Here is a 13,784-nt window from a genome sequence, read left to right as displayed (position 1 = left end):
CCGGTTCTGCCAACCTGCTCTCCTTCCTCTGCGTAGGCTCTTATGGGTTATAGTCTAGCGGCCAAAACTTATCATCCGTCTACCGAACTTCTTATCATTTCCTTAAATCCGGAGGCTGTTATGCCATGCACCGGAAATATCGCTTATAATGGTCATGCTGCTCTTCCAGAGTGGAAAGATGTGGAAAGACCGAGGAGTCAAGGAGGAGTTATGGCGGAAAGCACGATTTTGATGGTCGATGACGAAGCGGAAATCACCCAATTAATGAGTATTTATTTTAAAAACGAAGGCTTCCGGCTGCTGCAGGCGTTGGACGGTCTGGAAGCGCTGGAGATTCTGCAGTCCCACCCTGTCGATCTGATCGTTCTGGACGTGATGATGCCCCGGATGGACGGTCTGCAGGCCTGCATGAAAATACGCGAGACCCATTCGATTCCGATCATTATGCTCTCGGCCAAAGGACAGGATATCGACAAGATCTCGGGTCTCAGTATCGGAGCGGACGATTATGTCACCAAACCGTTCAACCCGCTCGAGCTGATCGCCCGGATCAAATCGCAGCTGCGGCGGGTAAACCATTTTAACTCCGCGCCGGCGAATGCCAACGAGATCCATATCGAACACGTGGTGATCAATATTGCGTCGCACACGGTCACGGTCGACCAGCAGGAGATCAAGCTCACTCCCCGCGAATTCGCGCTGCTGCAGATGCTGGCCGTCAACCGGGGCATGGTGCTGAGTATGGACCGGATCTACGAAGAAGTCTGGAACGAACCTTTTATGGAATCCAAGAACAGCGTGATGGTCCATATCCGCAAGCTGCGCGAGAAGATCGAACGCAATCCCCGCGAACCTCAGATCATCAAGACCGTATGGGGAGTCGGATACAAAATCGAAAGCGAGCTGAAAGCAAGGGGTGAATAAGATTCAACCACAGTGGCTGTACACGATTCGTTGGCGGTTGATGCTGATTATGGTTGCAAGCCTGGCGTTAACGGGCGCAGCTATTTTTTTTGGATATTTTCTGGCAGGTACGCTGCAAAAAATCGAATACGTGGCGGCTCCGATCAACTGGCTCATCGAGCATCCCGGGTCTGTCCGCGTGATGATCGTCACAGGCATCGTGCTGTTTCCTTTCGCTTTTTTCCTGAGCAGCCTGCGTCTGGTCCGGGACCTGCGCGCAATCAACACCGGGCTGCAGAACGCAGCGGCGGGAAAGTTCGGACGCGAGGTCAAGGTCGGAGGCCGGGACGAACTGAGTAGGGCTGCGGACCATCTGAACCGGCTGAGCGGCGAATGGGATCACGATCTGGCGAAGATCACATACGGTCTGGAAAAAATCGCGAGCGGGCAGTTCGACTACCGGATTCCGGAGATTCCCGGCAATCAGCTGGGCGAAGTCGCACTCAGCCTCAACCGGATGAGCATGCAGCTGAAGCATTCGATCGAGGAAGAACGCAAAGCGGAGAAGACCAAAAACGATCTGATCACGGGGGTCTCGCATGATCTGCGCACGCCGCTGACCTCGATTCTCGGTTTTCTCGAAGTGATCGAGAACGATCGCTATCAAGATGAAGTCGAGATGCGCTACTACGTCAATATCGCGTACGAAAAAGCGCTGACGCTTCGGCGGCTAATCGACGAACTGTTCGAATATACGCGGATCAACAATGGCCTGCCGCTTGAGCGCAGCGAGCTGGATATGGCCGGATTGATCGGCCAGCTGGCCGAAGAATTCGTGCCGCTTACCGAGCAGGCTGGCATGGAGATCAGGCTGAACCGGCAGGCGGGCGAACTCAAGATCCAGGCCGACGGAGGACTGCTGGTCCGGGCCTACGAGAATATCATCGCCAATGCGATCCAGTACGGACGGGCAGGCAAATATATCGATATCGAGATTGCCCGGGAAGAAGACCTGCTGGTCGTCCGTATCCAAAATTACGGAGATCCGATTCCGGAACAGGACCTGCCTTTTATTTTCGACCGCTTCTATCGGGTGGAGCATTCCCGTTCGAAACAGACCGGAGGAACGGGACTGGGGCTTGCGATCACCAAAAGTATCGTCGACGTACACGGAGGATCCATTGCCGCGCACAGCAGCAGAACGGCCACGTTCTTCGAGACCCGGTTCCCGATCTCGGGTTCTCTTCAAGCGACTCAGCCTTCGCGGGAACAGACGGCTGACGAAGACGTTCCTGCCGGGAGCGGGGATGGCAGCGGCGCGAAGCCAATTCCGATCATGTCTCCCGACCCGCACTTCGAGCCGAAGCCTAGACCGCAGGCCGGGGCCTCTCTTCGGCAGCGGCGTTTGCTTCATTCCGGAGCAGCGGCGGTTCCGATGATCTTCCTGCTGCTGTGCGGTGTCATTCTGTTCAGCGTGAAGAGTTCGCTGACTTCGGAGATCATGGCCGAACCGTCTGCGGACGCTCCGGCCACCGGCGATCCGGCTCCGGTCTCTCTCCCTCAAGAGGTCGATACGATTCTGGCGACAGGCAGAACGGATAAAGAATTCACTCTCCTCATTCATGAATACTTTTTCAATGAGAAGAAGATTACGGTGCAGTACTCGATGAAATATAACCCGGCTCTGATCGCCGACCTAACGCCTGCGAAGAAATCGATCACGCCGATCTTTCAATTGGATGAATCGACGAAGCAGGCCGTTCCCGATATCTCTACCCGGGACTCCGGTGAAAAGTTGTACAAAAACGGCGTGTTCACGTACGATTTCGGTCAAACGCCTCCGGACAAGTTCCGGCTGAAAGTCAACGTAACCAGCCTGCTTGTCGTCGACGAACTGGGCCGGAAAAGCACCATTGACGGAGACTGGAGTTTCGAAATGCCCGTAGCAAGAAACTACAAGCTAAAAGCGAACGGTCAAGGTGAATATTTGAAAACGCCCAATCTGTAGATGTGAACGGGTTCGATCCCAAGGCCTCGCGGCAGCGAGGCCTTGATCTTTTTTCCAAAAGCCGTTATTTTGGAGAAAGCTTAGCGATAAGCGAGTTCCAAGTACCTTGACCGAATTAAATGTAAGGCTTGCGTTCATCGGAAACACGCAGGGTTCAAGCGGGTGTTCGAGGGGCGTAACCTAACCTCATTATCGGGCAAGGTACCAGTCACGAAGGGAGAGGATTTTAATGGCAGCTACTTATCAGGTGGTTTCGTCTTAAAACCGAATAGCGGGCATCGATAAAAGCGGAGAAGGATCCGCGCTTTTTGGTATGCCGTCTAAAGTAACCTTTCGTGAATATTGCTGTTTGCCGATGCGATGAAGATCGTATCTTGGAGCGTTCTTAACGCCGCGCGACCGCAGCTTCTTTGGAGGCTGCTGGTCCGCGGCTTTTTTGCGTTCCCAAAAACAACATCAAAGGAGCTAACCCTAATCATGATGAATTTGAACACATACGGATATATCGAAACAACGCCGACTGCCGAAGGCCTTATGCCCGGCAGAGTGACCGAGCTTCGGCGCGAACGCCGGGAGCAGTACGTCAGCCGGCAGCAGGAGCACCAATATGTCGGGAAGAGAAAAGGAGGCGTGCGCCGATGAACACTTTTTCGCTGGAAATGCTGCTTCCTGTGTTAAGCCGAAGTCTGGAGACAGAGATCGTCTCGGCCGACTTCGAGACCGCGACACTGCAGGGAGGAACGGTCGGAAACGTGCAGCTGGTAACGGGGAATGCCCACACCGCAGATGGCGATACACGGCCGTACCGGATCGTGCTGAAAGTTCAGCACCGATGGGAACGTTACGGCGACCCGGATTCCTGGCGCCGCGAATACGATCTCTACAGCTCCGACCTCGGCACCACCTTCTCGGATACATTCCGCTGGCCCGTCTGCTACCACGCCGAGATGAATACCGAAGCCAACGCCTACCGGCTGTGGCTGGAATATATCGACGGCGTCACCGGTGCCGACTTGACCCCGGGCAGCTATGAGCAGGCCGCGCTGGAGCTGGGACGCTATCAAGGACGGCTGCATGCCGAGCAGCCGGCAGCGCTGAAGAGTCTGACCAACTTGAGCCATGCCGACCTCATGAAGAACACGTATCTGCATTACCGGTCATGGCCGGTCGTCTACGACTATATCCGCTCGGAAGCCTGCGCATTCCCGCAGCCGATCCGGCAGATGCTGATCGGGATCGACGAACACTCGGACAAGATCTTCGCCCGCCTCGGACGACTTCCTGTCGTACTCTGTCACCGGGACTTCTGGATGACCAACCTCATCCATGCCGACGGAACCCTCGCGCTGATCGACTGGGATACGGCCGGATGGGGATATATGGGCGAAGACCTGGCCAGCCTGATCGCGGATGAGACGGATATCGATCGGATGACCGAGTATTACCGGCGGTGCGTCCCTGCGTATTACCGCGGATTTGCGGAATATGCGGAGATTCCGCCGACCGCCGATCCCTGCGTCTACGAGATGATCCTGCTCGTATTCGGGTACCGGCTGGTCGAAGGTTATCTGCATACTCCGGATGAGCAGAGGAAAGACGAGATTATTCGAACGCTGCAGCAGATTTATGGGATGAAGGATATCGCTGTGACACGCTGATTCAGCATGATCCATAAATCTGTTATCCAGCAAAAAGACACTGGGGAGTAAATCCCCAGTGTCTTTTTTTATGCAATAGAGTTCTGCTTCAGCTCGCTCTTACAGCAGCTTGATAATGCCTTCCAGCTCGTCGACCAGACTTTTCGCCAGCTCGAAGTTCTTGTCTTTCAATGCCAGTTCGATCTTCATCTCCACGGCCTTTTTCTTCTGTTCCGTTTCCAGATAACCCCGATCGAAATGCCGGTTATAGATCATCTGTCTGAACTTGCGCATGCTCATTCTGCGGACCGTCTTGTTGTCGATGATCAGCACGTAATCCATGCCGTTAACGACCGAATAGAAATCGTGGGAGATCATGAGGATCGCGCCTTTGTAGTCCTGAATAGCCTGATCCAGCGCGATCTGCGAATAGAGGTCCAGATGGCTTGTCGGTTCGTCCAGCAGCAGCAGATTGGCCCCGCTGCCCGCGGCTTTCGCCAACTGGAGCATGTTTTTCTCCCCGCCGGACAGCGATTGTATCTTCTGCTCCAGAATCTCGCCTTCGAATCCGTATTCGAGCAGATGCGCCCGGATCTCGTCGTACGTCTTGAAGCCGGCATCGATAAATTCATTCAGAATCGTATTGGAATCCTGAAGCGTCTCGCCCTGCAGCTGGGAGAGATACGCCGGTTTGACCTCGTCGCTGACCTGAATCGCCGGATGTGTGCCGCGGAAAATATCGCGCAGCAGCGTCGTCTTCCCGGTGCCGTTCGGCCCGATCAGAGCGATCTTGTCCGTCGATTTGATCTCGAACGTCACATGTTCCAGCAGCAGCTCGTCGAAGGAGACGCTGTAGTCCTCGACATTGACCCACATGCTCTCTTCCGGCGCCTCGTCCATGCCCAAGCGGATGTTCGGCTGCTTGATATCGACGAACGGTTCTTTGAGACGGCGCGCTTCCAGTCTCTCCTGGAACCGAACCCGCGCTTTGAGCGCCCGGCCGCGCGATGCTTCCGAATTATACGTGGCGATCTCGCGCAGATTGTCGATAATGCCGTCGTAGCGCGCAATCTCTTCGGCTTCCGCCACCGTGATCTCCTGCAGCTCGATTTTCGTCTGGAGCAGGTAGAAGTTGTAATCGATGTAACGCCCGTCGAACTCCTGCAGTTCCGTATTCTCGAGGTGGATGATCTTGTTGAAGCAGTGATTAAGCAGATAGCGGTTGTGCGTGACGACGAGCAGCATGCCTTTGTGCGCGTTGATCAGTTTCTTGAGCGCATTAAGGTTCTCGAAGTCCAAGAAGACGTCCGGTTCGTCCATGATCAGCAGATCCGGGTGACTGAGCATTTCCTTCATGACCTGCACCAGCTTGAACTCGCCGCCGCTGAGCGCCGAGACGTCCGCATCTCTGAGCTTCATGAGGTTGGCCAGATTCAGCTGCTTGTTGATCGTGTTCTCGAAATTATCCCCGTCCATCGCTTCAAAAGCATCCAAAGCCAACTGGGACTTTTCCATCAGCGCATCCAGATCCGAACTCGTGGCCATCTCCGCATAAATCGCCGTGATTTCATCCTGCACCTTGATGAATTCTTCGCCGATATATTCGAACACGGTCATCGGGCGGCTCTTGTCGACCTGCGAGAACTGGCTGACATGCCCGATCGTAAAGCCCGGTTCGATCTCAAGCTTGCCTTCGAACAGATGTCTTTCCGGGTCCATCAGGATCTCGATCAGCGTGCTTTTGCCGCTGCCGCTGGTCCCGATGAAAGCGCAGTGCTGACCTTCTTCGAGCGTGAACGAGATATTGCTGTACAGCTCTTTTTGCGGAAAAGAGAACGATAAGTTTTCAACTTTTATCATAGTGTTACCTTTCTTGATAGCTGAAGTGGTGATTATTTTTAGGGAGGTATGGCGGAGCCTGAGGGTTATGTGTACCACTCTTCAGAGTAACACCGATTGGGTGGAAGTACAATTGGTTTGTGGGGAAGCTGTCCTGTCGAGAAAAAGCTTGCCGCTGGCCGCTAGGAACAGACGTGAAAGTCAGTTAAAATTTTTATATCAAATTCGGGGTCAGCCGTCCAAAAGGATGCCGAACCACCCGGACAGGAGGATGACGATGCAGCTCCCGGATTCCGTATATTCCGCGATTCAGAATCTATGCCGGCAGGGCGACGATTTGCAGCAGGCAGGCGATCTGGAATCAGCCAAGCAAAGCTACATCTCCGCTCTCCGCTTACTGCCCGGCCCTCATCAAGAATGGGAAGCAGCCGACGAGCTGACGCGGGCTTACATGGGCGGCGGGATCGGCATTTTCATGGAAGACGATCCGAAGTATCTGGCGTTTGTAGAGAAGAGAATCGGGATTTGAGCGTTGGTCCGTGCACAAGGCGGCACAGCCCGACTGCGCGAACTGTGCTATAATGACGGCGTCATTTGCGCGAGGCAGCATGACAATCTGACTTTAGGACGGTTCATATGAAAAGGTTCTTTACTATGCTGGCAGAGCCAAGACGATTAATGATTATGTTGGTCGGCAATATTTTTTTGGGTATGGGAATTAGTATTTTCAAACTGTCCGGCTTGGGGAACGATCCTTTTAGCGGCATGGTGATGGCCCTGGCGGATACGAGCGGGATCGAGTATGCCCGATTTCTGATCCTGCTCAACTTGTCTTTGTTTGTGATCCAGCTGATCGCGGGGCGGCGGTTTATCGGAATCGGCACCGTGGTCAACGCCGTATTTCTGGGCTACATCGTTACGTTTTTCTATAACATCTGGATCGACCTACCAGGCGAACCGCAGCTGCTGTGGCAGCGCGTAATCACGGTAGCGGTTGGCGTCGTCATCTGCAGTTTCGGCGTGTCCTTGTATCAGACATCCAACGTTGGCATCGCGCCTTACGATTGTCTATCGCTGATCATGAGAGACCGCTTCCCGCAAGTCAGCTATTTCTGGCATCGCATGTTCACGGACGCTCTCTGCGCGCTGATCTGCTTCCTGTTCGGAGGCATTATCGGGTTGGGGACGCTGGTGTCCATGTTCGGACTCGGACCGATCATTCATTTTTTCAATGTGCATGTTACGGAAAAGATACTGGGTGACCGACGTAAAGGCGGCAAGTCCATGAAAATACGGACGGAGCAGCGGTAGGTTGAACGAACAGGGTAGGGCGTGCAGCGCCAAATCAAAAGGCACCCTGCCGGGTGCCTCAACGTGTCGAGAAAGTATGATTCCGAGAGAAGCGAGGAGGCGAAGGGAGAAATTCAGTGAAGGAACGATAGTGTTCGCCTTTGTGGTGCAAGTTCATCCAAAATCAGGATATGAACTTGCACCGTTAATCGGGAAAATTCCGCTGAAATCCAATCTTTTTTCCCGATTTCAACACGCGACCTAAAGCCTTTCAAAGAAAGGCACATCGTAAGCATCCGCTAACGAATTTCTCCCGCAGCCGACGAGCTTCTACAACGAATAGGACTTTCTCGACAACCTGAGGCACCCTGCCGGGTGCCTTTTAACGTGCAGAGAACGTTTAATTTGTTTTATCGAAGGAATTTTCGCTGCGAATAATCCGGTTACCGGTCTTTGAACCGTTCGATCGCGGCCTCGCTGACCGGCTCGAACAGATTAATCAGATTGCCGTCCGGATCGCGCAGCAGCATCGACCGATTCCCCCACGGCATGGTCGTCGGTTCCTGCACCCATTGATCGACCCACGGCTTGAGACGCGCATACTCCGCTTCAATGTCTTCTACACGAAGCTCGATGATCACCGTGCGATTGGAGGCAGCTACCGCGGAATCGGCTCCAAATAACTGCGCGGTCTGAGAGTGACCGATAGCCAGCGTGCCCGAAGGCATAACGATTTCGGCGAATACGGGCGCTGGCCGCTCTGCCGCGATTCCCGTGACCTTTTCATAAAACTCGGCCAGACCGTCTACATTGTCCGTGATGATGCGTACAGATGCAAAATTCATAAACCATCATCCTTTCTGCGATTTGCGTATAAGTTCGGCTGTTTGGCACAACCGTGGCACACTCTGTTTTATCGATGAGTTGTGCGGGAACAGGTTCAATCATAAACAAACGCTGCTGACAGTATAGTGTCAGTAGCGTTTTGAGGTTTTCGAATTTTTTGCTTAGAACAACAGAAAGGGCTCGCCCTCCAAGTAAGACTTCAATATCGCTTGTACGAAAGGCTGGTCTTCAATTAACATTTCCATGTCCGACGCACTTTCCGCATAGAAGCTGTACGCTTCGATGATCGCGATGACCAGAAGGCTTTCGAGTTTCGAAACGGCGTCGTCTTCCAACTTTCTCACCACGCTATATCCTTCAATGAAAAAAGCTCTCTGCGGCGGATGCAGCCCCATAATCGCCTGCGTTATGTCGTATAGATGATAGCCGAACCCGCATCTGCCGAAATCGATCGGATAAGGTTCGTTATTCTGAAAAATGACGTTGCCCCTATGTAAGTCGGCATGGATGATCCCATAGTTGTGTTGATTTATTGCGAACGTCGCGATATGTGCTGCCGGTACCTGCTGCTCAACAAAGGCGAATATACACCGGCGATCGACGAACCCCGGGACGTGGAATCTTTTTGCGTTTTTTTTCGCGATGGCTTCGCCGAGGCATGCCCTGATGAGCGAAGAGCAAATCTAATCAAGAAAAGAGCCGTCCGAGAAAAGTTCGGGCGGCTCTTTTGGGCTGAGTTTCTCTTCGGATTCTGGATTATGATCAGGAGGTTGAAGACTACGCCTGGTAGGCCGTCTAAATGCAAAACCGGTTTATTCCGGAATATAAGGAAGATCCAGCATCTTCGGCACGTTGATCACATGCTGCTCGGTATACGTGCGGATGCCTTCTGTACCGTATTCGCGGCCAATCCCGGATTGCTTGAAGCCGCCAAACGGGAAGCGGACGTCCAGCCCCTGTACGGCAGCCGTATTGATCATGGTCGTTCCGGCTTCGAGCTGACGCGCCACGGAGATCGCCTCTTCTTCTGCTCCCCACACGGAACTCGTCAATCCGTAGATACTTTCGTTGTGGAGGCCAATCACCTGATCTTCGTCGTCAAAAGGCAGAATCGGAACCGTAGGACCGAACTGTTCTTCCACGACGATCGGATCATGCACATCGCAGCCCAACACAAGCGTAGGCTGGAGGTAGTATCCTTGGTCGAACACCTGCTGATCCAAGATTGTGCCGAGAGGAATAACCTTGGCCCCGCGCTGCTTCGCATCTTCGACCAAACCCAGCACGTACTCTTTTTGCTTCAGGTTGTTGACCGGACCTACCGTCGTATTTGGATCAAACGGATCGCCGATCCGAATCCAGCGATTGGCCGCCTCGATATATTTTTCCACGAACTGATCATAAATCGAACGGTGCACATACACGCGTTTGGCGATCATGCAGATCTGACCGGTCGTGAGGAAATTGGAAACGACAATCCGGCGCATGGCGCGTTCATCGTTCACGTCAAAACTCTCCAGGAAGATCGCCGCGTCATTGCCGCCAAGCTCAAGCGTCATATCCTTGATCGTTTCCGAAGCCGCTCTAATAATCCGCTTGGCCGTTTCGGTTCCGCCGGTAAAAGCGATCTTGGTTACATGAGGATTCGTGGTCAGTTCAACGCCCACATCCGCATCGCCATGAATCACATTGATGACACCCGCCGGGAACTCGCTCGCGATAATCTCGGCCACCTTCGCCGCCGCCAGCGGCGCATACGGACTTGGCTTCAAGACGATCGAGTTGCCCGCCAGCAGAGCCGGAGCGATCTTGATCGTCGACAGCGCAATCGGATAGTTCCACGGGCTGATCGCGGCCACCACGCCAATCGGATCGTAAGCCAGAATGGTTTTGCCGTTCTCATGCTCTTTGACCTCTGCTTGGAGAGCCGCTGCCGCTTCATTGCAGGCAAACTCCATCCACATCAACGAGACGTAAATCTCGCCGTGCGCATCGTACAGCGGCTTGCCGTGCTCTCGGGACAGCAGATGTACGATTTCGTTCTCGGCGGCTCTGATCTTCTCGATCGCTCTGCGCATTCTCGTTACGCGTTCTTCGATATCGGTTTTTTTCCACGTTTGAAAAGCTTGTGCCGCCGCTTCGATCGCTTCAACGGCTTGTTCCTTCGTGGTGACCGGGAAGTAGCCGACGATTTCTGCCGGGTTGGTCGGATTCTCTTTGGCAGACTGTGTAAGGGATTTTACATGCTGACCGTTAATCAAAGCTTCAACGGTAACCGGTTCCTGTCCTGCTTGAATGGTCATTGTAGATTCCCCCGTGATTTAGTTGGATGAGACGATCTTAACCCCAAACTTCTTCCGCAATTTCCTTCACGTAACGCAGCTTCCGCCACTGTTCGTCTTCCGTCAGAATATTGCCTTCTTCCGTCGACGAGAATCCGCACTGCGGGCTCAAGCACAGCTGCTCAAGCGGGACATAGGTGGCCGCCTCGGCAATCCGGGCTTTGATTTGTTCTTTGTCTTCCAGCTCGCCTGTTTTGGAAGTGAGCAGACCGAGCACGATCTTCAGATCTTTGCGATTCACATGCTTCAACGACTCGAAACTGCCGGAGCGTTCGTCGTCGAATTCCAAGAATAATCCGTCTACGTCCAAGCCGCCGAAGATCACCTCGGAAGCGTAATCGTAACCGCCCGTCGAGAAAAAATTGGATTTGTAGTTGCCGCGGCAAATATGCATCGTTACGACCAAATCAGCCGGTTTGTGAGCCAAAGATTCGTTGATCATGCGCTGCATCGTTTGCAGTTCTTCCGCCGGTTCCAGACCTTTGGCGCGCAGCTTGTCGTGACCCGCTTCCGAGAAGAGGTCCGCCCAGGCGGTATCATCCAACTGCAGGTAGCGGCATCCCGCGTCATAGAAAGCTTGAATGGCTTTTTGATACGCCGCAATCGTGTCCTGAAGGAACTGCTCACGGTCCGTATAGATATTGGCACCGTTCTCCAAGCGATAGACCAGCATGTTCGGGCTCGGAATGGTCTGTTTTGCCACCGCGCCGCCTGCATGCTTCTGTACGAACTTGAAATCTTCCAAGAAAGGATGCGCCGAGAAATCGACTTGGCCGATCACGCGAATTCCGCCTTTGCGCGTCTGCATATTGTGGAATTTCGGACCGTCTATTTGCTCATACAGTTCCACGCCGTCCAGACCGCCCAAGAAGTCGAAATGCCACCAGCTTCTGCGCAGTTCGCCATCGGTAACCGCCAGCACGCCGTTTTCCTTCTGCTTTTCGATGATGCGGATGATCTCCTGATCTTCTACGGCTCTTAGTTCTTCATGCGTGATGCTGCCGGATTTATATTGTTCGCGTGCCTGAGTTAAGTTGGCAGGACGTAAAAAGCTGCCTACATGGTCGTGTCGGAAAGGGATCATAGTCTGGTTCTCCTTCTGCCTGTTTAGTCTAATGAGTATACCATGCGGGAAAAGGATTCCTGTCATATGAAAAAAGCATGTCTAGTCATATGGTTGGGTGATAGCTGGGGGTTGGCATATATAGGTGCTACTCGAAGAATAGATGTTCCACTGCCGGATACTCAGCTAGCCAAAGCTTTATAAGTCTTTTCAGCCCTGTTTCGTAGTATAGACCCAAATCCTATTCTCTTTATCGTAAGTTTTGAACAATTTCTGTTCTTGTACTAACTTCATTAGATAATGATTGTACGTTGAAGCTTCTTTTCTATGGATCAAAGCGGCAATCGTGCCCTTATCCAATGCTCTTACTGTACACAATTCAAGGATAACTTCCATCATCTCAGAACTCGTGGTTCTTTTCTTAACGTTTACTCTCTTCGCAATCGTTTGTAATGTTGGATCTTCTAAACCAGAATGTTGAACTAATCCTTCGTTATGTTGGGTTTCGTCTCTCTTACGTTGTACCGTTCTTTCACTATGTTGATTCTCTTCTTCCTTATGTTGTACGCTCTCTGCACTATGTGGGGCATCAGCTGTAGGAAGTTGAATGTTAGGACCGTTATGTTGTTCTATTCCAACCCCAATTGCCTCTTTGAATAAATCTGAGAGTCCATAACTGGTCCATCTATTTTTGCCTTGAGGAACGAGCAATCCTTCTTCGACTAGATGAGAAAGAAGCCGATTCAGTATTTGAGAATTCTGATCCAACAGGACTTGAAGTCGTCTATTCGTGACAAACTTCTCCTGATGAGCCGTAACTAGAGCCAAGATCTCTTCCTTTTCCAACCGTTCGAAGCGCTCTCCTAAACATTTTCCCAAGAAGTTCACACTTTCTTCTGGTAGCAAAGATACACTGAGCATAGTCAAAATAGTGCGGTCCGGTTGTACTTCTTCATTAATCTCCGGAATTCGCCAATGCTGTTCATTCCAAGCTTGAACGATTGCCGGTATTCCTGAACCTGCACGTTCTCCCAGTCCAATTAGCGTAAACATTTTAAACAGGTTCGAATTTCTCGGATCGCTTACGCCTCCTTTCATCGCCTGTGAAATAGAAACCCTCATATTTCCAGGATTATGAAACTGGAATCTTGTCGGATATTTTTCAATAACAATTCCTCTGTCGCCATAAAAATCGGCATGTAGCAGAGTATTGGCTAACGCTTCACGAAGCGCTATATGTATATTTGTATCCTGCTGCCTCAGCAAGTCAATGGTATGGAAAGGAATATTCACGCCTTCTGTGAGCCGATTAATAACTTTGAAGAAGAACTCGTATATATTTCCGGCCCAGGTTCCATCATTGGAGACAATCCGGTGGGACCAACGACCAGATATCTCCTTTCTTGAATACTCCCGGTAGTCTAAAAAATATTGCGGAAACTCGTCCAGAATCATTCTTTCTTTACCAAACATGAGGAGGCCGGCTGCGGTTAATCCTTCTACCTTACTTTGTCGATTTCTTCCCATGCCCCGATCTCAGTTAGAAAATCCGTAATTTCTTTGGCGAGAAAAGGATGCTGCGGTTTGAGCGAAGCCAATCTTGAACGATAACTTTTTACGGATTCTAAATCGAGATCTTCCAGTGTAAATTCTTCAAGAACTTTACGATCCTGCGTTTCATCGGATTGATCGGCGAGCATCGCCCTTACTTCACGTTCCGAACATTTATAATCACCTTCATAGTTTCTCTTATAGGAACCGGTAAGTGGATTGAATCCAATATGACGGATTGTCAATCCAAGTGCAACACTTCGTCCTGAAACGATTCGTGTGTAGACTTCCAGCCTAGACATTTG

General features: G+C 51.9%; 12 protein-coding genes and 3 pseudogenes. 7 read left to right on the top strand and 8 right to left on the bottom strand.

Annotated features, from left to right (window positions below):
• Nucleotides 1-210: 210 nt before the first annotated feature.
• From HRQ60_RS11295 to HRQ60_RS11280, 4 genes are all read left to right on the top strand, one after another.
• Nucleotides 211-924 carry a response regulator transcription factor gene (locus tag HRQ60_RS11295; protein WP_172195928.1) on the top strand — a complete coding sequence of 238 codons (714 nt, stop codon included), beginning with the start codon at nucleotides 211-213 and terminating at the stop codon, nucleotides 922-924.
• The gene (locus HRQ60_RS24005; protein WP_343044671.1) at nucleotides 917-2,911 is read left to right on the top strand and encodes an ATP-binding protein; all 1,995 of its coding nucleotides are present in this window, start codon (nucleotides 917-919) and stop codon (nucleotides 2,909-2,911) included. The genes HRQ60_RS11295 and HRQ60_RS24005 overlap by 8 nt, the downstream gene beginning before the upstream one ends.
• A 477-nt stretch (nucleotides 2,912-3,388) precedes the next feature.
• On the top strand, nucleotides 3,389-3,553 hold the full coding sequence (locus HRQ60_RS11285) for a hypothetical protein (RefSeq protein WP_172195927.1): 165 nt from the start codon (nucleotides 3,389-3,391) through the stop codon (nucleotides 3,551-3,553).
• Nucleotides 3,550-4,569: an aminoglycoside phosphotransferase family protein gene (locus HRQ60_RS11280; protein WP_172195926.1), complete on the top strand. Its 1,020-nt coding sequence runs from the start codon at nucleotides 3,550-3,552 to the stop codon at nucleotides 4,567-4,569. Before HRQ60_RS11285 ends, HRQ60_RS11280 begins: the two co-directional genes overlap by 4 nt.
• Before the next feature lie 99 nt (nucleotides 4,570-4,668).
• On the opposite strand, the gene HRQ60_RS11275 is transcribed toward HRQ60_RS11280, so the two are convergent.
• The gene (locus tag HRQ60_RS11275) at nucleotides 4,669-6,408 is read right to left on the bottom strand and encodes an ABC-F family ATP-binding cassette domain-containing protein (protein ID WP_172195925.1); all 1,740 of its coding nucleotides are present in this window, start codon (nucleotides 6,406-6,408) and stop codon (nucleotides 4,669-4,671) included.
• Between the two features lie 256 nt (nucleotides 6,409-6,664).
• Between HRQ60_RS11275 and HRQ60_RS11270 the strand changes: the two genes are divergently transcribed.
• Together HRQ60_RS11270 and HRQ60_RS11265 are read left to right on the top strand one after the other, a co-directional pair.
• On the top strand, nucleotides 6,665-6,916 hold the full coding sequence (locus HRQ60_RS11270; RefSeq protein ID WP_172195924.1) for a hypothetical protein: 252 nt from the start codon (nucleotides 6,665-6,667) through the stop codon (nucleotides 6,914-6,916).
• A gap of 149 nt (nucleotides 6,917-7,065) precedes the next feature.
• Nucleotides 7,066-7,698, top strand: a complete 633-nt coding sequence (locus HRQ60_RS11265) for a YczE/YyaS/YitT family protein (RefSeq protein ID WP_246281280.1) — start codon at nucleotides 7,066-7,068, stop codon at nucleotides 7,696-7,698.
• 422 nt (nucleotides 7,699-8,120) lie between these two features.
• On the opposite strand, the gene HRQ60_RS11260 is transcribed toward HRQ60_RS11265, so the two are convergent.
• The 3 genes and pseudogenes from HRQ60_RS11260 to HRQ60_RS24120 all read right to left on the bottom strand — a co-directional run.
• On the bottom strand, nucleotides 8,121-8,522 hold the full coding sequence (locus tag HRQ60_RS11260; RefSeq protein ID WP_172195922.1) for a VOC family protein: 402 nt from the start codon (nucleotides 8,520-8,522) through the stop codon (nucleotides 8,121-8,123).
• 162 nt (nucleotides 8,523-8,684) lie between these two features.
• Nucleotides 8,685-8,918, bottom strand: a complete 234-nt coding sequence (locus HRQ60_RS24000) for a hypothetical protein (RefSeq protein ID WP_246281279.1) — start codon at nucleotides 8,916-8,918, stop codon at nucleotides 8,685-8,687.
• A gap of 15 nt (nucleotides 8,919-8,933) precedes the next feature.
• Nucleotides 8,934-9,056, bottom strand: a pseudogene (locus HRQ60_RS24120) (phosphotransferase); the annotation flags it as partial.
• 24 nt (nucleotides 9,057-9,080) lie between these two features.
• On the opposite strand from HRQ60_RS24120, the pseudogene HRQ60_RS23635 reads away from it, so the two are divergent.
• A pseudogene (locus tag HRQ60_RS23635) lies at nucleotides 9,081-9,173 on the top strand (AraC family transcriptional regulator); the annotation flags it as partial.
• A gap of 162 nt (nucleotides 9,174-9,335) precedes the next feature.
• Here HRQ60_RS23635 and HRQ60_RS11250 read toward each other — a convergent pair.
• From HRQ60_RS11250 to HRQ60_RS11235, 4 genes and pseudogenes are all read right to left on the bottom strand, one after another.
• Nucleotides 9,336-10,826, bottom strand: a complete 1,491-nt coding sequence (locus HRQ60_RS11250) for an aldehyde dehydrogenase family protein (protein WP_172195921.1) — start codon at nucleotides 10,824-10,826, stop codon at nucleotides 9,336-9,338.
• 37 nt (nucleotides 10,827-10,863) lie between these two features.
• Nucleotides 10,864-11,949 (bottom strand): 5-methyltetrahydropteroyltriglutamate--homocysteine S-methyltransferase, encoded by a 1,086-nt coding sequence (locus HRQ60_RS11245; RefSeq protein WP_172195920.1) that lies wholly within the window; start codon nucleotides 11,947-11,949, stop codon nucleotides 10,864-10,866.
• 189 nt (nucleotides 11,950-12,138) lie between these two features.
• Nucleotides 12,139-13,455 carry an ATP-binding protein gene (locus HRQ60_RS11240; RefSeq protein WP_172195919.1) on the bottom strand — a complete coding sequence of 439 codons (1,317 nt, stop codon included), beginning with the start codon at nucleotides 13,453-13,455 and terminating at the stop codon, nucleotides 12,139-12,141.
• Nucleotides 13,428-13,784 (bottom strand): annotated as a pseudogene (locus HRQ60_RS11235) (hypothetical protein); the annotation flags it as partial. The gene HRQ60_RS11240 and the pseudogene HRQ60_RS11235, both read right to left, overlap by 28 nt.

Origin of the sequence: Saccharibacillus qingshengii (assembly GCF_013185195.1) — a bacterium.
GTDB lineage: Bacteria > Bacillota > Bacilli > Paenibacillales > Paenibacillaceae > Saccharibacillus > Saccharibacillus qingshengii.
This window is presented reverse-complemented; position numbering and strand designations above follow the sequence as displayed.